Origin of the sequence: Tomitella fengzijianii, assembly GCF_007559025.1 — a bacterium.
Lineage (GTDB): Bacteria > Actinomycetota > Actinomycetes > Mycobacteriales > Mycobacteriaceae > Tomitella > Tomitella fengzijianii.
Genome location: NZ_CP041765.1, coordinates 198870 through 219952 on the forward strand (window position 1 = coordinate 198870; position 21083 = coordinate 219952).

At 72.6% G+C, this 21083-nt stretch carries 15 protein-coding genes; 6 read left to right on the forward strand and 9 right to left on the reverse strand.

The features are described 5' to 3' along the window. The first annotated feature begins 109 nt into the window (after window positions 1-109). From selA to FO059_RS00940, 3 genes are all read left to right on the forward strand, one after another. The gene (gene selA, locus FO059_RS00930) at window positions 110-1357 is read left to right on the forward strand and encodes an L-seryl-tRNA(Sec) selenium transferase (protein ID WP_233266878.1); all 1248 of its coding nucleotides are present in this window, start codon (window positions 110-112) and stop codon (window positions 1355-1357) included. Then, entirely contained in the window at window positions 1354-3195 is a 1842-nt protein-coding gene (gene selB / locus FO059_RS00935; RefSeq protein ID WP_143905589.1) for a selenocysteine-specific translation elongation factor, read from the forward strand. The genes selA and selB overlap by 4 nt, the downstream gene beginning before the upstream one ends. A 160-nt stretch (window positions 3196-3355) precedes the next feature. Continuing rightward, a complete protein-coding gene (locus FO059_RS00940) occupies window positions 3356-4618 on the forward strand; it encodes a S1 family peptidase (RefSeq protein WP_143905591.1) in 1263 nt (420 codons plus the stop codon). 22 nt (window positions 4619-4640) lie between these two features. On the opposite strand, the gene nrfD is transcribed toward FO059_RS00940, so the two are convergent. From nrfD to fdnG, 3 genes are all read right to left on the reverse strand, one after another. Further along, entirely contained in the window at window positions 4641-5573 is a 933-nt protein-coding gene (gene nrfD / locus FO059_RS00945) for an NrfD/PsrC family molybdoenzyme membrane anchor subunit (protein WP_143910310.1), read from the reverse strand. Window positions 5574-5638: 65 nt separating this feature from the next. Beyond that, complete coding sequence (locus FO059_RS00950; RefSeq protein WP_143910311.1) at window positions 5639-6604, reverse strand: 4Fe-4S dicluster domain-containing protein; 966 nt, start codon at window positions 6602-6604, stop codon at window positions 5639-5641. A gap of 47 nt (window positions 6605-6651) precedes the next feature. Beyond that, entirely contained in the window at window positions 6652-9801 is a 3150-nt protein-coding gene (gene fdnG, locus FO059_RS00955) for a formate dehydrogenase-N subunit alpha (protein WP_233266863.1), read from the reverse strand. 434 nt (window positions 9802-10235) lie between these two features. Here fdnG and FO059_RS00965 point away from each other — a divergent pair, with 434 nt between their 5' ends. Next, window positions 10236-12494: an MMPL family transporter gene (locus tag FO059_RS00965; protein ID WP_143905597.1), complete on the forward strand. Its 2259-nt coding sequence runs from the start codon at window positions 10236-10238 to the stop codon at window positions 12492-12494. Then, window positions 12494-13144, forward strand: a complete 651-nt coding sequence (locus FO059_RS00970) for a TetR family transcriptional regulator (RefSeq protein ID WP_143905599.1) — start codon at window positions 12494-12496, stop codon at window positions 13142-13144. The genes FO059_RS00965 and FO059_RS00970 overlap by 1 nt, the downstream gene beginning before the upstream one ends. 5 nt (window positions 13145-13149) lie before the next feature. On the opposite strand, the gene FO059_RS00975 is transcribed toward FO059_RS00970, so the two are convergent. From FO059_RS00975 to dapA, 6 genes are all read right to left on the reverse strand, one after another. Next, window positions 13150-13731, reverse strand: a complete 582-nt coding sequence (locus tag FO059_RS00975) for a maleylpyruvate isomerase N-terminal domain-containing protein (RefSeq protein ID WP_143905601.1) — start codon at window positions 13729-13731, stop codon at window positions 13150-13152. Next, window positions 13728-14435, reverse strand: coding sequence for a hypothetical protein (locus FO059_RS00980; RefSeq protein WP_143905603.1), 708 nt, complete (start codon window positions 14433-14435; stop codon window positions 13728-13730). The genes FO059_RS00975 and FO059_RS00980 overlap by 4 nt, the downstream gene beginning before the upstream one ends. A gap of 123 nt (window positions 14436-14558) precedes the next feature. After that, a complete protein-coding gene (locus FO059_RS00985) occupies window positions 14559-16514 on the reverse strand; it encodes an aconitate hydratase (RefSeq protein ID WP_143905605.1) in 1956 nt (651 codons plus the stop codon). Window positions 16515-16649: 135 nt separating this feature from the next. After that, window positions 16650-17204, reverse strand: a complete 555-nt coding sequence (locus FO059_RS00990) for a hypothetical protein (protein WP_233266862.1) — start codon at window positions 17202-17204, stop codon at window positions 16650-16652. A gap of 154 nt (window positions 17205-17358) precedes the next feature. Next, window positions 17359-18435 (reverse strand): baeRF2 domain-containing protein, encoded by a 1077-nt coding sequence (locus FO059_RS00995; protein WP_143905606.1) that lies wholly within the window; start codon window positions 18433-18435, stop codon window positions 17359-17361. 140 nt (window positions 18436-18575) lie between these two features. Continuing rightward, window positions 18576-19466: a 4-hydroxy-tetrahydrodipicolinate synthase gene (gene dapA / locus FO059_RS01000; protein WP_143905608.1), complete on the reverse strand. Its 891-nt coding sequence runs from the start codon at window positions 19464-19466 to the stop codon at window positions 18576-18578. Window positions 19467-19678: 212 nt separating this feature from the next. On the opposite strand from dapA, the gene gabT reads away from it, so the two are divergent. Then, window positions 19679-21043 (forward strand): 4-aminobutyrate--2-oxoglutarate transaminase, encoded by a 1365-nt coding sequence (gabT, locus tag FO059_RS01005; protein ID WP_143910313.1) that lies wholly within the window; start codon window positions 19679-19681, stop codon window positions 21041-21043. The last annotated feature ends 40 nt before the right edge of the window (window positions 21044-21083 follow it).

Below are 21083 nucleotides of genomic sequence, written 5' to 3' on the forward strand. Positions count from 1 at the left end.
TGCGTGCAGAGAGGCGGTGCCCGCCATAGCAGCCCAGACCGGCGAGGGCGGCGCCGCCGACCCGCGCCGCCGCGTCCCGTCCACCGATGCGCTGTTGCGCGACGAGCGCATGCGGCCCGCGGTCGACGTGCTCGGCGCGCCGTATGTGAAGGCCTGGCTCAAGGGTGCGCAGGACGCGGTGCGCGCGGGCGACCTCGCCCCGGAGGACGTCGTCCAGACGGTGCTCGCACAGCTGCCCGCCGCGCCGATCACCGCCGTGCGCGTCCTCAACGCCACCGGGGTCCTGCTGCACACCAACCTGGGCCGCGCGCCCCTGTCGGAGGCGGCGGTGCGCGCGGTGGGGATCGTCGCAGGTGCCACCGATGTGGAGCTCGACCTGGCCACCGGCCGCCGGGGCGCGCGCGGGCGCGGCGCGCTCGAGATCCTGCGGGCCGCCGTGCCGGACGCCGAGGACGCGTACCTGGTCAACAATGGCGCCGCCGCGCTGGCACTCGCCGCCACCGCCCTCACCCCGGCGCACTCGCGGGTGCCCGGGTCGATCGTCATCGCGCGCGGCGAGATGGTCGAGATCGGCGACGGCTTCCGGCTGCCCGACCTGCTCGAATCGACCGGCGCGACGCTGCGCGAGGTGGGCACCACCAACAGGGTGACCGCCGACGATTACGCCGAGGCCGTCGACGACACGACGGCCTTCATCCTCAAGGTGCACCCGTCGAACTTCGTCATCAGCGGGTTCACGGCCGGCGCCGGGGTGCACGAGCTGCGGGGGCTGGGCGTGCCCGTGGTGGCCGACATCGGCTCCGGGCTGCTCGTGCCGCACCCGGCGCTGCCCGACGAGCCGAGCGCCGGCGGAATGCTGCGGGCCGGTGCCGACCTGGTGACCGCCAGCGGCGACAAGCTGCTCGGCGGCCCGCAGGCGGGCGTGGTGGTGGGCCGCGCCGACCTGATCCACGCGATGCGACGCCACCCCCTGGCGCGGGCGCTGCGCGTGGACAAGCTCACGCTCGCGGCGTTCGAGGCCACCGTCGGCGGGCCCCGCACCCCCACCATGGCGGCGCTGGAGGCCGACCCGCGTGCGCTGAGGGCACGCGCCGATCAGCTCGCGGAAGCCCTGCGCGGCGACGGTATCGACGCGGAGGCTGTCGACTCGCGCGCCACGGTCGGCGGCGGCGGCGCGCCGGGGGTGGAACTGCCCAGTGCCGCCGTGTCGCTGCCCACCGGGCTTGCCGCGCCGCTGCGCGCCGTGCGGCCCGCGGTGCTGGGTCGGGTGACGGAGGGGAGGCTTCTGCTGGACCTGCGCGCCGTGGCCGAGGCGGACGACGACCTGCTCGCGCAGCTGGTCCGGGCGGCGCGGTGACGCAAAGAAAGACGACGGCGGGAGCGGCGCCCGCCGTCGTCCTCGCCACCGCCGGCCACGTCGACCACGGCAAGTCCACCCTGGTGCGCGCGCTCACCGGCACGGAGCCGGACCGCTGGGACGAGGAACGCCGCCGCGGGCTCACCATCGACCTGGGCTTCGCGTCGATGACGTTGGACGACGAAATGACGGTCGCATTCGTGGACGTGCCGGGGCACCGGCGCTTCGTCGCCAACATGCTCGCCGGGGTGGGCCCGGTGCCGGCCGCGCTGTTCGTGGTGGCCGCCGACGACGGGTGGATGCCGCAATCCCAGGAGCACCTGGAGGCGCTCGCCGCGCTGGGGGTGCGCCGGGGAATTCTGGTGATCACGCGCTGCGACCTGATGGAGCCGGACCTCGCCCTGGCCGAGGCGCGCGACGCGCTCGCGGGCACGGGGCTCGCCGACATCCCCGCGGTACCGGTGTCCGCGGCGACCGGCGCGGGGATGGACGCGCTGCGTGCTGCGCTGGCGGAACTGGCGCGCGGGCTTCCCCGGCCCGACCCGGGCGGGGACGTGCGCCTGTGGGTGGACCGGGCCTTCACCATCAGCGGGGCGGGCACGGTGGTCACCGGCACGCTCGGCGACGGCGCCATCGAGATGGGCGACGCGCTGACCGTCGGCGCGGGCGGGCGGCGCGTGACAGTGCGCGGACTGCAGTCCCTGGGCCGCGACGTGCGGTCGGTGAAGGGCACGGTGCGCGTCGCCCTCAACCTGCGGGGCGCGGCGGTGGACGCGGTGCCCCGGGGCACGGCGCTGCTCACTCCCGGTAGCTGGCGGGGTACGTCGGTCGTCGACGTGCGCCTGGACCCGGGCCCGGGGACGCCGAAGCCCGCCCGGCTGCCGGAGAGCATGACCGCGCACATCGGCTCCGCGTCGACCCCCGTGCGAGTGCGGGTGTTCGCCGACTCGCCCTACGCCCGCCTGACCCTCGGCGCCCCGCTGCCGCTGCGAGTGGGCGACCGGTTGATCCTGCGCGACCCGGGCACGCACCGCATCCCGGCCGGCGCCGCGGTGCTCGACCCGTCGCCGCCTCCGCTCGCCCGCCGGGGCGACGCGCGCCGCCGCGCCGAGGTCCTGGCGGACCTGCCGGCAGAGCCTGCCGTGGGATCCGAGCTGCGGCGCCGCGGTTGGGTGCGATCCGACGACCTGAGCGCGTGGGGCGTGCCGGTGCCCGACGGTGCGGGCCGCGGCGGCTGGTTGATCGACGACGCCGCGGCCGACGCGCTGGCGGCGCGGCTGGTGGAGTTCGTGCGCGCGGAGGACCGGCGCGACCCACTCGAACCCGGCGTGCCCGCGGAGGCGGCGCGACGGGAGCTGGGCCTGCCCGACGCGCACCTGATCGAGGCGGTGCTCGCGCGGCCCGGTGCGTCCGCACTGCGGAGCGCAGACGGGCGCATCACCCTGCCCGGCTCCGGGGGAGGCCTGCCGCCGGCGGTGCGGGCGGCGGCGGACGAGCTGCAGGATCGGCTGCGGCGGAATCCGTTCGCGGCGCCCACGGCCAGGGAGCTCGACGAGCTGGGCCTCGGCCGGCGGGAACTGGCCGCCTGCGCCCGGGCGGATCTGCTGGTCGAGGTCGGGCCCGGGGTGTGGCTGGCTCCGGACGCCCCGGAGCTGGCCGCGGCGGCCCTGCGCGAGTTGCCCGCCCCGTTCACGCCCAGCCAGGCGCGCGGCCGCCTGGGGACGTCGCGCCGGGTGATGATGCCGCTGCTCGAGCTGCTGGCGCGGCGGGGGCTGACCCGCCGGGTGGGCGACGGCGGGCACGAGGTGGTCGGCGACGGCGGGCGCGCGGTGGTGTGAAGCCGCCGCGGGGCCGGTGAGCGCGTGCCTACGTAAGCCGTAGAGACGCGCTCATTCGCCACGGGAGCGAGCGGGTGCGCGGAACTACTGCGCCGCGACCCGTCATGGTGTTGAATTCCATGGTGGTGTGAGGGCCTGGTGTCGGCGAGAGGACAGGTCAGTGGAGAGGACCCGGGGCGCGCGGAGCGCCGTCGTACTCGGAGGCGTCGTCGCGGCGGCCGCACTCTCGGTGACGGCGTGGCAGCCGGCGTCGGCCGCGCCACAGGCGGATACGGCGCAGGCGGATACGGCGCAGGCCGCAGAGCTGCCGCCCGGACTCAAGGACGCCGTGCGCCGCGACCTGGGTATCAGCCCGCAGGAGTACCTGGAGCGCGCGCACTCTGCGCGGGCGGTGGCCGGCGAGTCGCAGCGGCTGCGGAACCGCGACCCGCAGGCGTTCGGCGCGGCATGGCTCGCGCAGGATGGGACGCCGATCATCGCCGTCACGACCGCGACCGCGGCGCAGGAGGTGCGCGACGCCGGGTTCACGCCCGCGCTCGTGCCCGCGACGGCGAAGGACAGCGCGCCGCGGACCGCGGCGCCACGGGTGCTGCAGCTCAAGGCGTCTCCGATCGGAGGTGATGAGTACATCACCGGGGCGGGGCCCATCGCGCAATGGCCCGGTTACACCTCCTGCTCGCTGGGGTTCACCGCCGTCGACTCGGCGGGGGAGCCGTACGCGATCAGCGCCGGGCACTGCGACCCCGAGCCTGCGGCGGCGGGGATTGCCGGCGCGTCCGGGGTCTACCTGCACGACGCTCCCGGGTTCCGTGACAGCACGCGGATCGGCCGCTTCGACGCGTCGACGCTCAGCGTCGGCCCGGAGTACCTGGACTACTCGGTGATCGCCATCGATTCCGGAGCGCCGGGCAGCCTCGCCGAACCCCAGGTGCACGGCAGCGGCGCCGACCGGCTCGCCATCACCGGCGTCGCGTCGCCGGCCGTCGTCGGCACGCCGGTGTGCAAGTCCGGCGCCTCCTCCGCCTACACCTGCGGGGAGGTGCTGGCGGCAGACGAGACGGTTCCGGTGGAGGACGCGGATGGCGTGGTGGTCGGCCGGGTCCGCGGGTTCATCACGTCGGTGTGCACGCTGTCCGGCGACAGCGGCGGCCCGATGTTCAGCGGAACCGCGGCGCTCGGCATCGTCAGCGCGTCCGATTTCGAGGATCCGCAGGGGTGCGGTATCGCCCCGTCCGGCGACGACGGGCCCATGACCATCGGGGTGCCGGTCCGCAAGATCCTCGACGCGGTCAACGCGGGGCCCGGCGAGGACCTGGCGCTGCGCACCGCCTCGAACCCGGGCCCGCCCATTCCTGCGGGTGACGGTGGCGGTGGGGTGCCGGGCGTCCCGGCGGGGAGCCTCGCCTCGGTGGGCGCCTCCTGAACGGGATCGGCCTCGGACGGATTCAGCTCGACCGGCCCTCGCGTCGCTCCCGCTGGGGCACCACGGTGTAGCGGGGGTCGCGCGCGGAGGCCTGCCCGGCGTGGAAGATCGCGAACCGCGTGCAGGCGGACCCGGCGGTGAGCGCCAGCCCGGACAGGGCGGACGCGATCCTGCTGCGCCTGCCGGCCACCGCGCCCGCGGCGCCTGCGGCGGTGAGCGCGGTCGCGGCCGTGTGCAGCGTGCCCGCCGTGCCCTGGCGCAGCGGCTCGGCGGTGATGCCCATGCTGTGCTGCATGATCCGTGAGGCGCCGAGCTCGAGCACCGCCCCGCCGACGGCGAGGTTCCGCGCCGGTCCTGATTCGCCTAATGGTCCCGCCACCAGCCCCATCCCGCCGGAGGCGGCCGCGGCGGAGCCGACGAACACGAACGGCAGCTCCCGCTGGGCCGCGTGCCAGGTGGGCGTCGCCGTGTCGGTGAGCAGCACTGCGGTGTAGGAGGCGACGGCGGGGGCGATGAGGGCGGCTATAAGCCCGCCGGGACGGCCCGCGAACCCGAGCAGCCGGCCGAGCCTGCTGTTGCGGACCGGCCCCGGCATGAACCCCAGCAGCTCGCTACCCGTCGCCAGCGCGTTGAAGGGGCCGTAGGCGGACAGGATCCAGGTGCCGACGCTCATCGGCGAGGTCACCTTGGCCACGCGCAGCATGTGGTGGAACCGCGCCGGGCGGCCGAGGTCGTGGACGAGGGCGTAGAGGCTGCCGCCGATCGCCGCGGACGCGACCAGACGCGCGGACCGGCGCTGGCGCGGCAGCCCCGTCAGGTCGGCGCCCGCCGCGAGCAGCGAGGACCCGCCCGCCAGTCCGCCGAGGAACAGGTACGCCGGGATGTCCGCCTCCCACGGAGAGGCCTTGACGACCGGGCGGCCGTAGTACGAGGTGAACTCGGCGTCGGGCACCATCGCCTGCTCGCCGCGGCGGCGCCTGCGCTTGCCGCCGCCCTTCCGCCGCCGCAGATCCTGGTCGGTCACCGCCGTCCTCCCTTGCCGCCGATGAACGCGGCCGCCGCACCGCCCAGCAGTGCGGCGGCGGCGAACGCCGCCTGGCGCCACATGCCCGGCAGGTCCTTGGTGGTCACCACCGGGTCCGGCGGCAGCCCGTACACCTCCGGCTCGTCGAGCAGCAGGAAGAACGCCCCGGTGCCGCCGACCCCGTTGTCGGGGTCGTGCCCGTAGAGCTGCGCGGTGGTCTCGCCGGACTCGACGAGCATGTCGAGGCGGCCCTGGGCGCGTTCGCGCAGCTCGTCGAGGTCGCCGAACTGGATCGACTGGGTGGGGCAGGCCTTCGCGCAGGCCGGTTCCATGCCGTCGGAGAGCCGGTCGTAGCAGAGCGTGCACTTCTGTGCGAGGCCCACCGCGGGGTCGCCGGCGGGGCCGTCGCGGCGGTCGATCACCCCGTACGGGCAGGCCGGAACGCAGTAGCCGCAGCCATTGCAGATGTCGTCCTGCACCACGACGGTGCCGAACTCGGTGCGGAACAGCGCTCCGGTGGGGCACACGTCGAGGCAGGCGGCGTGCGTGCAGTGCTTGCACACGTCGGATTCCATGAGCCAGCGGAAGTCCGCGTGCTCGCGGTGCTCCGGGTCGGCGCCCGGGAGGGTGGCGGTGGGCATGCCCAGGTCGACGGTGTCGGGGCGCCCGCCGTCCGGGGCCGGCGCCGGCAGCTGCTGCTCGATGAAGGCGACGTGCCGCCAGGTGGAGCCGCCGAGCCCGCCGGTGTTGTCGTAGGACATGCCGGTGAGCGCGATCCCGTCCTCAGGCACCGCGTTCCACTCCTTGCACGCCACCTCGCAGGCCTTGCACCCGATGCACACCGACGTGTCGGTGAAGAAGCCCTTGCGCGGCGGCGGGTCGGTGTGGCCGGCGTCGCGGGCCGGGTCGAACGGCGCGGTGCCGGTGTCACCCGTCCCCGGGCTGAAGAACGACCGGCCCAGGCTCGACAGGAACCCGGCCCCGCCTGCGGATGCGTCGTCCACGTCCGTCACACCTCCGTTCCGGTCTCCGGCGTCACGCCCGCGCGCCGCCGGTATTCCTCGACGTACTCCACCAGCGCCGGACCGCGCGGGCGGCGCCCCGGCTGCACGTCGCAGCTGGTCGACTTGGTGGCGGGGATCGACACGTTGGGGTCGAGCGTCTGCGGCAGCAGGTCGTTGGCCGCGTCGCCGGTGCTGATGCCGTTGGGCCCCCAGTGGTACGGCAGGCCCACCTGGTGCAGCGTCTGCCCGCCCACCTTGAGTGGCGTCATCCGCGGCGTCACCAGCACGCGCGCCTCGACGGCGGTGCGGGCGGTGATGATGGTGGCCCAGCCGCCGTTGACCAATCCGCGTTCCCGGGCCAGCTCGGGGCTGACCTCGCAGAAGAACTCCGGCTGCAGCTCCGAGAGGTACGGCAGCGTCCGGCTCATCGCGCCTGCCGTGTGGTGCTCGGTGAGCCGGTAGGTGGTGAACACGTACGGGAACACCGCGCTGCCGGCCGTGCCGTGCGACGGGTTGTAGCGGTTGTAGCGGCCCGGGTGCACCTGCCGGGCCGGGTTGGACTGCTGCGGGTACAGCGGGTTGCGTAGCGGCGACTCGGGCGGCTCGTAGTGGGTGGGAAGTGGGCCGTCGTTGGTGCCTGCGGGTGCGAACAGCCAGCCCAGGCCGTCGGACTGCATGATGAACGGCTGGTCGCCGGCGATGGCGTCCTCGGCGCGCGCCCCCACGGGCGGACGGTATCCGGGCTCCTTCGACGCCGGGAAGTCGGGGACGTCGTCGCCCACCCAGCGGCCCTTCGTGTCCGCGCCCTCGGCGGTGGCGTCGGGGTCCCACCAGACGTATTTCTTGCGCTCGCTCCACGGGTTGCCGTCGGGGTCGGCGGAGGCGCGGTTGTAGAGCTTGCGCCGGTTCGCCGGCCACGCCCACGCCCAGTCGGAGGAGACGGGGTTCTGCGCGGTGCGCGCGGGGCGGCGGTCGGCCTGGTTGACGCCGTCCGCCCCGATACCGCAGTAGATCCAGCAGCCGCAGCGCGTGGAGCCGTCATCGCGGAGCTGTGTGTAGCTCGACAGGGGCGTGCCGTCGGGGCCGGTGCCGTTGATCTCCTCGAGCATGGAGACGGCGTCGGGCTCGTCGGTGCCAGGCTCGAGGCGGTAGTCCCAGGTGAGCCGCTGCAGAGGCAGATCGCGCGGGTCGGTGGAGGCCGCGACGCGCTCCTTGAGCATGCGGCCCAGGTGGTAGTAGAACCACAGTTCGCTGCGCACGTCGCCCGGCGGCTGGACGGCCTGCCGGTGCCACTGCACCATGCGCTGGGTGTTGGTGAAGCTGCCCTGCTTCTCCACGTGGTTGGCGGCAGGGAAGAAGAACACCTCGGTGGCGATGTCCTCGGTGCGCATCTCGCCCGTCTCGATCTCGGGCCCGTCCTTCCAGAAGGTGGCCGATTCGATGAGCGAAAGGTCGCGCACGACGAGCCAGTCGAGGTTGGCCAGCCCTGCCCGCTGCATGCGGCCGTTGGCGGTGCCCACGGCGGGGTTCTCGCCGACGAGGAAGTACCCGCCGCCGCCCTGGTTGATCTGGCGCTCGACGGTGGTGGTGGAGTCGTGCTTGCCCGTCAGCCGCGGCAGGTAGTCGTAGCAGTAGTCGTTCTCGGCGGTGGCGGCGTCGCCCCACCAGGCCTTGAGCAGGCTCACCGTGTAGGCGCGCATGTTGCCCCAGTAGCCGGCGGGTCGTTCACCGGCGGCGACGTACGCGTCGAGGTCGGGGTGGGCGTGCGCGTCGGGCATGGCCAGGTAGCCGGGCAGCAGGTCGTAGAGGGTGGGGATGTCGGTGGAGCCCTGGATGCTGGCGTGCCCGCGCAGCGCCATGATGCCGCCGCCGGGCCGGCCCATGTTGCCCAGCAGCAGCTGCAGGATCGCGGCGGTGCGGATGTACTGCACGCCCACGGTGTGCTGGGTCCAGCCCACGGCGTAGCAGAACGCGGTGGTGCGCTCGCGGCCCGAGTTCTCGGTGAGCGCACGCGCCACGCGCGCGAATTGTGCGGGCGGCACGCCGCAGGCCTCCTCGACCATCTCCGGCGTGTAGCGGGCGAAGTGCCGCGCGAGGATCCGGAAGACGCAGTGCGGGTCCTGCAGGGTGGGGTCGGTATCGCCGGTGTACTGCCAGGTCTCAGGGTCGTAGGCGCGGCCGTCCTCGTCGAAGCCGGAGAAGAACCCGGCCAGGTCCTCGGTGTCGCGGAAGTCGGCCGAGACGATCTTCGCCGCGTTGGTGTAGGCGGCGACGTATTCGTGGAACCAGGCGTCGTGGGTGATCACGTGGTTGATCAGGGCGCCGAGGAAGACGATGTCGGCGCCCGCGCGCACGGGCACGTGCAGGTCGGCCACCGCGGAGGTGCGGGTGAAGCGCGGATCAACATGGATCACGGTGGCGCCGCGCTTCTTGGCCTCCATCACCCACTGGAAGCCCACCGGGTGGCACTCGGCCATGTTCGAGCCCTGGATGATGATGCAGTCCGCGTTGGCGAGGTCCTGCAGGTAGCTTGTGGCGCCACCACGTCCGAACGAGGTTCCCAGACCGGGAACGGTGGAGGAGTGTCAAATGCGCGCCTGGTTCTCCACCTCCAGCGCGCCCAGCGCCGTGTAGAGCTTCTTCATCAGGTAGTTCTCTTCGTTGTCCAGCGTGGCGCCGCCGAGCGACGCGAACCCGGACGTGCGGCGCACCCGGGTGCAGTCGTCGGTCTCCTGCTGCCAGAACCGGTCGCGCGCCTCCAGGACGCGGTCCGCGACCTTCTCCATGGCCTCGTCCAGACTGATCGGCTCCCACTCGGCGGCGTGCGGCCGGCGGTAGAGGACGGTCTCGGGCCGACCGGGGTTGGTGACCAGCTGCTTGGACGCCGAACCCTTGGGGCACAGCCGTCCCCGCGAGACGGGGCTGTCCGGATCGCCCTCGATCTGGATGACCTTGCCGTCCTTGACGAATACGTTCTGGCCGCAGCCCACCGCACAGTACGGGCAGACGCTCTTGACCACCTTGTCGGCGGACGCGATGCGCGGCGTGATCTCGAGGCTGCGGCGGGATTGCGCGGCGGCCCCGCGACCGAGCAGGTCACCCCCGGTGAACTGGCGCCATACGGGCCACCCGCCTGACGATCGGCGTCCGGACACCGCGCACCTCCCGGCTCGTACTCCACGCGCTCCGCCGCCTCGCGGGCGGCGGCTGCCTCACACGCTACCCGGCGGGCGAAGGTGCCGGAGCGGTATCGGCGCGTGCCCGGGACGCCGGCCGGCCCCAGGGGGATTCCCTAGGGAACCCTGAGCGATCTCATACTTTCGGCGGCGCGGAATCAGGCTCCCGACCGATGTGCCGGCGCGAGGCAATGCGTCAGAGTGCTCTGTATACGTCAGCGCGCCCCGCGTCGCTCGCCGTCGTCGCGCATCCGGTACGGGTGACGTTGCGCACGCGCGGCCCGTGTCCGGCCTGGTCGCGCTGCGGCACCCATGGCTGGACTCACTAACAAGTGGTACCAACTAACACGAACCCGCAGCAGTCGTCACCGCCGCGCCCCGCGCGGAAGGTGCAGCACGGAGAGGCCGCCCGCATGGCATCGATACTGTTCCGCGTCGGCAGATTCTGTTTCCGGCACAAGTGGTGGATCATCGCGGCGTGGCTGGCGGCCCTCATCGCCGCAGCCTCGATGGTGCAGGCGTTCTCGCCCAAGTTCGCCAAGGACTTCTCGCTTCCGGGTACCGACGCGGGCGTCGCCACCGAGCAGATGCAGGACTACTTCCCGCAGGTGATGACCCAGCAGGAGAACGCGTCCACCTCGGTGCTCATCCAGGCGGACGACGGCCTGTCGCACCACACCGAGCAGATCGACGCGCTGGTGGCGGACCTGAAGACGCTGCCGGAGGTCTCCGACCCGACGTCCATCGCGAACCCGGTCGCCGTCGCGGAGGCCCAGCCGCAGCTGGCGCCGAGCGTGCTCGGCGACGACGGGCGCGTCGGCCTCATCCAGGTGGACCAGAACATCAACATGATGGATCTGACGGTCGACAACAAGAAAGAGCTCACCGACATCCTCAAGGGCGACCGCGGGGACGGCCTGCAGGTGCAGGCGACGGGGTCGCTCATGCAGGTGATGGCGCCGGGCGGATCGGCCGAGCTCATCGGCTTCGCGGTGGCGTTCATCGTGATGATCGTGGCATTCGGGGCGCTGATCGCGGCGTTCATCCCTCTGGTCACGGGCCTTCTCGGCGTGGGACTCACCATCATGCTGTTCACGCTGGGCGCGGAGTTCCTCTCGATCAACGAGGCGGCCATCAGCATCATCACGATGCTGGGCATCGCGGTCTCGATCGATTACGCACTGTTCATCGTCTCGCGCTATCGCAGCGAGCTGCAGCGCGGCGGCACCCAGGCCGATGCGGCCGGCCGGGCTGTCGGCACAGCCGGCAGCGCGGTGATCTTCGCCGGGCTCACGGTGATCATCGCCGTGGTGGCGCTCGGTGTCGTCGGCATCCCGATGATCACGCAGATGGGTGCGGGCGCGGGCCTGGCCGTGGCCGTGGCCGTGCTCGCCGCCCTCACGTTCATCCCGGCGCTGCTCGGCGCGTTCGGCCGCTTCGCCTTCCTGCCGCGGATCCCCTGGATCAAGCACGCCGACCCGAGCGCGGGCGGCGAGACCAACGGCGTGCGCTTCGGCCGCGGCATCGTGCGCCGACCGATCCCGGTGATCATCGGCGGCCTGGTGCTGCTGGCGCTCGCCGCGATCCCCATGAGCAAGCTCGAACTGGGGCTGTCGATGGAGAGCGAAGACGAAGCGGCCGCCATGGATCTGATGGCCGAGGGCTTCGGCGAGGGCGTCAACGGCCCGCTGTTCGCGGTGCTGCACAGCGACGACGGTGACGTGTCGGGTGCCGCCGACGCCGCGGTGAAGGAGATCGCCGCCCTCGGCGACGTGACCAACCCGCAGGCGCTCACCTGGGTGGGCAACGGGACCACCGACCCGGCGAACCCCAACGTCGGAGCCGACTCCGCGCTCATCATGGTCACCCCGGAGAGCGCGCCGGCCTCGCAGCAGACGCACGACCTGATGGAGAACATCCGCGGCATCGCCCCCGACATCGAGGCGCAGGGCGCGGAGCTGCACGTGGGCGGGCAGACGGCCATCATGTCCGACCTGTCCGCCAAGCTCGACACCGCGCTGATCCCGTACCTGGCGGTGGTGGTGGGGCTCGCGTTCCTCATCATGATCGGCGTGTTCCGGTCGCTGTGGGTTCCCCTCATCGGCACCGTCGGGTTCATCTTCTCGGTGCTCGGCGCGTTCGGCGTGACGGTGGCGGTGTTCCAGGAGGGCTGGCTGGGCATCATCAGTCACACGCAGCCGATCCTGTCGTTCCTGCCGATCATGCTCATCGGGCTCGTATTCGGCCTGGCGATGGACTACCAGGTGTTCCTGGTGACCCGCATGCGCGAGGAATACATGCACGGCATGAGCGCCAAGGACGCCATCATCGCCGGCTACCGGCACGGCTCTCGCGTGGTGACCTCTGCGGCCCTCATCATGATCAGCGTGTTCGCGGCGTTCATATTGTCGCCGGACACCACCGCCAAGATGATCGGCTTCGCGCTGGCCATCGCCGTGTTCTTCGACGCCTTCATCATCCGCATGATGGTGGTGCCCGCCGTGCTCTCGCTGCTGGGCGACAGGGCCTGGCGCCTGCCCAAGTGGCTGGACAGGCTGGTGATCAACTTCGACATCGAGGGCGGGGCCATCAAGAACCGCGGCCTGGAGGCCGTGCCCGCGGGCGACGGCGACGGTGACGGCGGGCAGCCCGTGCCGGTAGGTTCCCGTTGATGTCCGGACCCGAGGCGCCCGCCCGGCCCCCCGCTCCGGCGGGCCGGGCGGGCGCGCCCGCGAAGGTGTCGCTGCGGGAGAAGCAGAAGGCCCGCACCCGCCGTGCGATCCGCTCCGCGGCCATGCGGCTGTTCACCGCGCAGGGGTACGACAAGACCACGGTGGAGCAGATCGCGCACGAGGCCGAGGTGTCGCACACGACCTTCTTCCGGTACTTCCAGACGAAGGAGCAGGTGGTGCTCTCGCACGACCTGGACGACGACATCGACGCCGCGCTCGCCGCGATCCCCGCGGGGCTCGGGCACTTCGACCTGCTGCGCCGGCTGATCCGGGCGATGTACGACGTGCACGCGGCCGACGAGTGGACCAGCGACCTGCAGCGCATGGCGCTCATCGACACCGAGCCGGCGCTGCGCGAGGCCTACCAGCTGCAGAAGGAACAGAGCATCGCGGAGGCCGCCGAGTTCTTCGCCGAGTACCTGGACGTCGACCGGGACGACTTCGCGTTGCGCGTGTTCATCGCGGCCGTCGGCGGGGTCGCCTTTCGGCTCATGGGCGAAGACGACCCGGGCTGCGTGCCTGACGGTAGCGACCTCGACCGCGTGATGGGGGCCATCGACCTGCTCGAACGCGGTCTGCCGTTGGTGTAGGGGAGCTACAGTCCCCGTCCCCAGGCGGCGAGTACCCGGGCGGTGAGCGAGTCTCCCGCGTCGCTGGTGCCGGCGTCGGACGCCGGCCCCAGCGCGCCGTGGTCCCGGAGCAGCGCGCGCACCGGCGCGCCCCGCTCGAGCAGGAACGCGCCGAGCTCGGGGTCGATAGCCACCGCCGGCGCGGCGACGGACGCGATGTCCCACCCGTGCAGCACGAGCTCCTGCACCCGTAGCACCAGCAACGTCGGCACGTCGATGTCGGCCAACGGGTGGTGCAGCGTGATCGCGCTATCGCGGTGCCCGACGATGCGGGCGTCAAGGGCCGCCGACAGGCGCCGGTGCGCCGCCGCCGCGTCGTCGCCCGCATGGTCATGAGTGCGGCTCCATGCCACCTCGGCGGGGTCGCCGCCGGCGAAGTAATGCTCGTAGCGGATCGCCCCGCCCAGCACGTGGTTGGCCACGTCGCGAAACGTCCATCCCGCGCAGCGGCTGGCATCGTCGCCGGTGAGGTCGGTGCGCGCGAGCACCGCGCCGAACCCGTCGGTGGCGCGGGAGAGCAGGCGCAGGTCGGCGTCGGTGACCGTCACGGCTGCGACATTCCGCGTTCCAGCTGCCCCGCGATCTGCGCCTCCAGCCGCTGCAGCCCGATCTGCGGCATGACGATGAGCCCGTCGAGCTCCTTGCTCGCCCGCTTGTAGGCGGCCTGCCGCTCCTGGGCGGTGGCGCCGTCGTCGAAGGCGAGCCGCAGCAGGTGCTGGGCCCGGGTGAGGCGCTCCTGTTCGCGGGGGTCGAAGCCGCCGTGGCGGCGGCGCTTCGCCTCCGTCTCGGCCACATCGAAGGCGATCGCGTAGGCGTGCACCGCGTCGCGGTACTCGGCCTGCGCGTCGAGGTCGTCGAGCAGCGCGTCGGGGTCGTCGGGCTTGAGCAGGTCCGCCCGGCGCTTGGTCTTGTGGAACTCGACGGTGAGCGGCTCGCGCAGGTCGATCATCATCGGATAGTCGAGCAGAGTGACCAGGTCGGTCTCGTAGGCGAACCAGCGCGCATCGGTCTGCCGGTGCTCGTCGAGGGCGCCGGCGATGTCGCGCTTCTGCGCCTCGCGGTCCTTGTGCTGCCGGGCGTTGGCCTGGGCGACGGCCACCTTGGTCTCCTGCTTGATGCGGAAGCGCTCCTGGCGCCGCTCCGCGCGGCGCTGGTTGGCGGCGCTGATGCCCTTGGCGACCCCACCGATGCTGCCGCCGAAGACGAAAACCAGCCACCAGTAGTTCCCGGCGAATTCGAGCAGTGCGTCCACGTCCCCATCCTGCCAGCCGGTGGCGCGGCGCACAGCGCGGGCAGGCCGCGCGCCGCCCGTCGACCAAGCGGATCCTGCACATTCCGCCCCGGGATCCGGCAGAAAATGCTTGCTCGGTCAGGGTCAGGCCTCCGCCAGCCGCGGGATGATCCCGCCCGCCAGCACGTCGGCCACTTGGCGTTCGCTGAGGCGGTGCCGCGCGGTGAACGCGGCGTCCTTGGTGGCGTTGCGCACGGTCACGGCGTCGCCGTCCGCGATGGCCGAGCGCAGGCCCTCGAACTCGAGCACGTCTCCGGCCCCGATCGCGTCGTAGTCGGCCGGATCGTCGAACTCGAGCGCCAGGACCCCGAAGTTGGCGAGGTTCTGCCAGTGGATGCGGGCGTACGACTTGGCGATCACCGCCCGCAGCCCCAGGTAGCGCGGCGCGATGGCGGCATGCTCGCGTGAGGAGCCCTGCCCGTAATTCTCGCCGCCGACGATCACGTGCGCCCCGCCGGAGTCGCGCTGCTCGAGCGCCCGCTGCGGGTAGGTCTCGTCGATCTGGGTGAAGCTGAACTCGGCGAGCTTGGGGATGTTGGACCGGAACGGCAGGGCGCGGGCGCCGGCGGGCGAGATCTCGTCGGTGGAGATGTCGTCGCCGGTGACCAGAAGGACGGGGGCCGACAGCGCGTCGGGCAGCGGGTCGAGCTCCGGAAGGCGCGAGATATTGGGCCCCTTGACCGGCGTGACCTCGCGCGCTGCGGCAGGCTCCAGCGGCGGCACCAGCATCGCGGTGTTCACGGACGAATTCTCCGGCAGCCGCAGCTCGGGGTAGGCCTGCCCCTCCTTCTCCGCCCAGTCGCGCGGGTCGATGATTTCGCCGACGAGCGCCGACGCGGCGGCGGTCTCCGGCGAGCACAGCCACACCGCGTCCTCCTTGGTGCCCGAGCGCCCGGGGAAGTTGCGGGGCATGGTGCGTAGCGAGTTGCGGCCGGTGGCCGGTGCCTGGCCCATGCCGATGCACCCCATGCACCCGGCCTGGTGGATGCGGGCGCCGGCGACGACGAGCTGCGTGGCCGCGCCCATCGTCATCAGGTCGGAGAGGATTTGCCGCGACGTGGGGTTGACGTCGAAGCTGACCTCCGGCGAGGTCTGCCGTCCCTCGACCATGGCCGCGGCGATGGCGAAGTCGCGCAGCCCGGGGTTGGCGCTGGAGCCGATGACCACCTGCGCGATGTCGGTGCCCGCGACCTCGCGGACGGGGACGACGTTGCCGGGCGACGACGGCTTCGCGATCAGCGGCTCGATCTGCGAGAGGTCGATGAACTCGTCGGCGTCGTAGCCCGCGCCGTCATCCGCGAGGAGTTCCACGAAGTCGTCCTCACGCTGCTCGCCGCGCAGGAACGCGCGCACCGCCTCGTCGGCGGGGAACACGGTGGTGGTGGCGCCGAGTTCGGCGCCCATGTTGGCGATGACGTGCCGGTCCATCGCGGTGAGGTTCGCCAGCCCGGGACCGTGATACTCGATGATCCGGCCCACGCCGCCCTTCACCCCGTGGCGGCGCAGCATCTCCAGGATCACGTCCTTGGCCGAACACCACTCGGGCAGTGCGCCTTCCAGGCGAACACCCCAGATCTCCGGCATCCTGATGTTGAGCGGTCTGCCCGCGATGGCCAGCGCCACCTCCAGGCCGCCCACGCCGATGGCCAGCATGCCCAGCGAGCCGGCCGCCGGGGTGTGCGAATCGGACCCGACCATCGTCTTGCCGGGGATGCCGAAGCGCTGCATGTGCGTCGGGTGCGAGACGCCGTTGCCGGCCTTGGAGAACCACAGGCCGTACCGCTCGCACGCGGTGCGCAGGTACTCGTGGTCCTCGGCGTTCTTCTGGTCGGTCTGCAGCAGGTTGTGGTCCACGTACTGGACGCTGACCTCCGTCTGCGCGCGTTCCAGGCCGAGCGCCTCGAGCTCCTGCATGACGAGGGTGCCCGTGGCGTCCTGGGTGAGGGTCTGATCGATGCGGATCCCGATCTCCTCGCCCGGTGACATCTCACCCGACTCCAGGTGGGCGGCGATCAGCTTGCGCGCAACGTTCTCCGGCATGTGAGTGGTTCATCTCCTCGACTGCGGTGGCCGGTTCTCCAGCGCGGCCACTGGCTTTCGATTCCCGGGCCCCCTCGCCGGCACTGCCGCCCGCCCCTCCGGGCCGGGCCATCACGGGCAGCGCCGGGCGCGGGACTAGCCGACGCCGGCGTCGATGGTGCCCTCGAACGGGAACGGGGTTCCCGCGGGAGCGCAACCGTCGAATGCGCCGGTGGGCATGGGCAGGGAGACGCCGGCCATGTCGCCCTCGTCGTCCGCGCCCTGGTGCACCGAGACCTGCACCGCGAGCGCGTTCTCCAGCGAGCCCGGCAACTGCGTGCCCATGATGCCGCTGATCGGATACAGCAGCGACGCGTCGGCGCCGTCGACGGCGATGCACGTCACGGGTCCGGTCACCGTGATCGGCGTGGAGCTCGACCCCAGCTGGACAGTGGCCTTGTAGGTGCCGGTGGTGGTCCCGTCCGCGGACCTCGCGCCCTGGGCGTCGATCTTCAGCAGGTCGACGCCGGGCGCCAGCTGCAGATCGCCGTCGATGTTCAGGTGCGCGGGCATGGGCGGATCGGCCGCCGTTTCCGCGGCCGCGGCCGACACCGCCCCCACGGTGAGCCCGGCGGCCAGCAGTCCGGCTGCGGAACAGCGCATCACCGTGCGTGCAGGGCTGTGCGCCATCGGGCCGTTGTTCTGTGACATGAGGTGGACCTCCTCGTCGGTCGAACGCTCACGCGCGACGCCGGTGCGCCGCGCGCAGGGGCCGTTCCGTGGCCGGGTCCCCGACCGATGTGCCCTGCGGACGGCCGGTCCCTGCTTCGACCGGGCCCCGCATCCGCGGAGACCGGTGCCCGCGTCACGCGGTAGGCACCGCGAAACGGAGCACGGCCGCTATACCCCGGCGGCCGTCTGCGTAATCACCCTCCGGAAGATCCGCCAGCTTCACCTCGGCCCCGCAGGCGGAGGACGCCGCGAGCGCGTCGCCCGTGGGCCCGTCCGCGGCCTCGTGTCCCAGCACCACCGTGCTGACGGCCCCTTGCCTGGCGGCGTCGGCGACGGCACCCGGCCCGCGCACGGTCAGCCCCTGGCTCCTGGCGAGTTCGAACGCGTCGGTATCCGCGTCCAGCCGGCGGCTGCGCAGCGCCTCGGCGATCTCGTCGATCTGCTCGGCGAGCGCGGCCTCCGCAGCGTCGTCCTGGACGCCGCCCCGGTCGGCGTCGACGCTGATCCGCGCCAGATGCTCGGGCAGTTCGGCGCGGACCGCTGTGCGCCCCTGCACCGTGCCGGCGAGCACCAGCGCGTCCGGCCGGAAACGCCCGGCGGCCACGGCCAGGTGCTCCGCGACGTCCGCGGCGTTCTGGTGCACTACCTCGTCGGCCCGGCGCTGATTGTGCTTGTGCGAGAGGTACCCCCGGCGTGCCTTGTGCACGCGCCCGCCGCCGGACCCCTCCACCGTGCTGCCGGCGGCGGAGAACTGTTGCTCCGCGGCGGGTTCGGTGCCGTCGGTGACGAGCTCGCCGAGGATCTCCTGGCGGACGCGGGCGCCCTGCTGGTCGGTGACCGCCACGAGCACCCGCACCGCCGTGAGCGCCTCGCGCACGTAACGGTCCAGCTGCGGGGCGTCCGACCAGTATCCGGCGTCGCCGCTGCCGAGCGACGCGTCCCAGTGCTCGTCCAGCAGCACGCCGTCGTCGCAGGCGACGAGGACGCGGCCATCGGCCTGGATCTCGCCGACGGGGTCCTGGCGGAGCGCCGAATCCAGGGCGGCCAGGGCGGGCAGCGTCGCGCCGTCGGCCTCGAGGCGCTCGCGCACGGCCTGCCAGCGCAGCCGCGACTGGGTCCCGGCGTCCTCGCCGGGCGGGCGGTTCTCCAAGTACACCGTGGCCATCGGGCCCGGGTGCTCGAGTAAGGGGCGGAGGCGTGTGAGCTCCACTGGCGATCACCTCTTCCTGCCAGTGCGCCGCCGTCGAGGCTGGTCCGCATCGCCGACGGCCCGGGTGCTTTCCATCCGTAGTCACGACGGTACGCGGAGTGCGCCGCGCGAGCCTCCCCCCGCGGTGGAACCCGGGCCGGCTACAGCAGCCCGGCGGCCGTGAGCCCCGCGCGCAGGGCCTCCACGTCGGCGGCGGGCGCGGACCGCAGCGGCATGCGCAGCGCGTCCGACTCGATCACGCCGAGCATCTTCATCGCCGCCTTGGCCTGGATGGCGCCCTGGGAGACGTGCATGATCGCGTCCACCGCGGGGATCAGCCGACGGTGGATCCGCTGGGCGCGAGGCAGATCGCCGCCGTCGACGGCGGCGATCATCTCGGCGTACAGGTCCCCGGCGACGTGCCCGACGACGGAGACGATGCCGGTGGCGCCCTGGGCGAGGTGCGGCAGGTTGACGATGTCGTCGCCCGAGTACCAGAGCAGGTCGGTCTGGGACATCAGCCTGCTGGCCTCGAAGAAGTCGCCCTTCGCGTCCTTCACGGCCCGGACGTGGTCGATCTCCGCCGCGCGCCGGATGGTGTCGGTGGTCAGCGCGGTGCCGGTGCGCCCGGGGATGTCGTAGAGCATCACCGGCGTGCCGTCCCCGGCCTCCGCGACCAGCCGGAAGTGTTCGAGGATGCAGTCCTGCGGCGGCTTGTTGTAGTAGGGGGTGACCACGAGGAGCGCGTCGGCGCCGCGGGCGACCATCTCCCGGGCCGCGCGCGCGGAGTGCTCGGTGTCGTTGGTGCCGCAGCCGGCCATCACCGCGACCCGGTCTCCCACGGCCTCCACGACCGCCTGCACCGAGTCGTAATCCTCGTCGTCGGTGGTGGTGGGGGACTCGCCCGTGGTGCCGTTGACCAGCAGGCCGTCGTGCCCGTGGTCCGCCAGGTGCACGGCGAGGCGCTGCAGCCCGTCGAAGTCGATCGAGCCGTCCGAGTGCATGGGGGTCACCATCGCCGTGATGACCCGCCCGAAGGGGGTGTCCACCATGGCCACGAGATTACCTCCGAGCGGACGGTGCGGCGGCGTGCGCGGTGCCGACCGCCGTCGTGCCGTGTCCGGCCGAGCCCGCCGGCCGCCGTCTCATGTCCGTGCGCACGTGTCCGAAGTGTCCAGCAGTCCGGTACGAGATCTCCGGTTTGTACATGTCGCGTGGATCACGTCCGTCCTTACGCTCGGGGCATTCGACGAGGAGGTTGATGATGACCGCGGTAATCGCTGACGAACTGACCGGTGGACCCACGCTTCCGCAGAGGAGGCGGCTGCTCACCGAGGTGCCCGGCCCGCGCTCGCGCGCGCTGGCGGCCCGGCGTGATGCGGCGGTCCCGGCCGGCCTCGGCAGCGCGCACGGCGTGTACACGGCGGCGGCCGGTGGCGGCGTGCTGGTGGACGTGGACGGCAACTCGTTCCTCGACTTCGCCAGCGGCATCGCGGTGACCACCGTCGGCAACGCCGCGCCCCGGGTGGTCGACGGGATCCGCGCGCAGGCGGGGATGTTCACCCACACGTGCATGCTGGCCACGCCGTACGAGAACTACGTGGAGGTCTGCGAGCGTCTCAACGAGCTCACCCCGGGCGACCACGACAAGCGCACCGCGCTGTTCAACACCGGCAGCGAGGCCGTGGAGAACGCGGTCAAGTACGCGCGCGCCGCGACGGGGCGGCAGTCCGTCGTCGTCTTCGACCACGCCTTCCACGGCCGCACGCTGCTGACGATGGGCATGACGGCGAAGAACATGCCGTACAAGTCGACGTTCGGCCCGTTCGCGCCCGAGGTCCACCGGGTGCCCATGGCCTACCCGTACCGCTGGCCGAGCGGCCCCGACAACGCCGCCGACGAGGCCTTCGCGCAGTTCGCGATGGTCATCGACGCGCAGCTCGGCGCCGACGAGGTGGCCGCCGTCGTGGTCGAGCCGATCCAGGGCGAGGGCGGGTTCATCGTTCCCGCGCCCGGGTTCCTGGCCCGGGTCGCCGCATTCTGCCGCGACCGCGGCATCGTGTTCGTCGCCGACGAGGTGCAGTCCGGCATCGCGCGCACCGGCGACTGGTTCGCCAGCGAGCACGAGGGCCTCGTGCCGGACCTGGTGGTGTCCGCGAAGGGCCTCGCGGGCGGAATGCCTCTCGCGGCGGTGACGGGGCGTGCGGAGATCATGGACGCGGCGCATCAGGGGGGCATCGGCGGCACGTACAGCGGCAACCCGCTCGCGTGCGCGGCCGCGCTCGGCGTCTTCGACACGATCGAGGCGGACAGGCTGCTGGCGCGCGCCCGCGAGATCGGCGACACGTTCGTCGGCGAGCTGCGCATGATCGCCGCGGACTCGGGGCGCATCGGCGACATTCGCGGCCGCGGCGCGATGATCGCCGCCGAGTTCGTCTCCGACGCGGACAAGACGCCCGACAAGGCGGCGGTGGCGGAGGTCGTCCGCGTGTGCCGTGACCAAGGCGTGCTGCTGCTGACGGCGGGGACCTACGGCAATGTGCTGCGCTTCCTGCCGCCGCTGACCATGTCCGACGAGCAGCTGGCCGACGGGCTCGGCGTGCTGCGCGACGCGATCGCCGCACTCTGAACCCGCCTTCCCGAACCCTGCGACAGCCCGAGGAGACCCG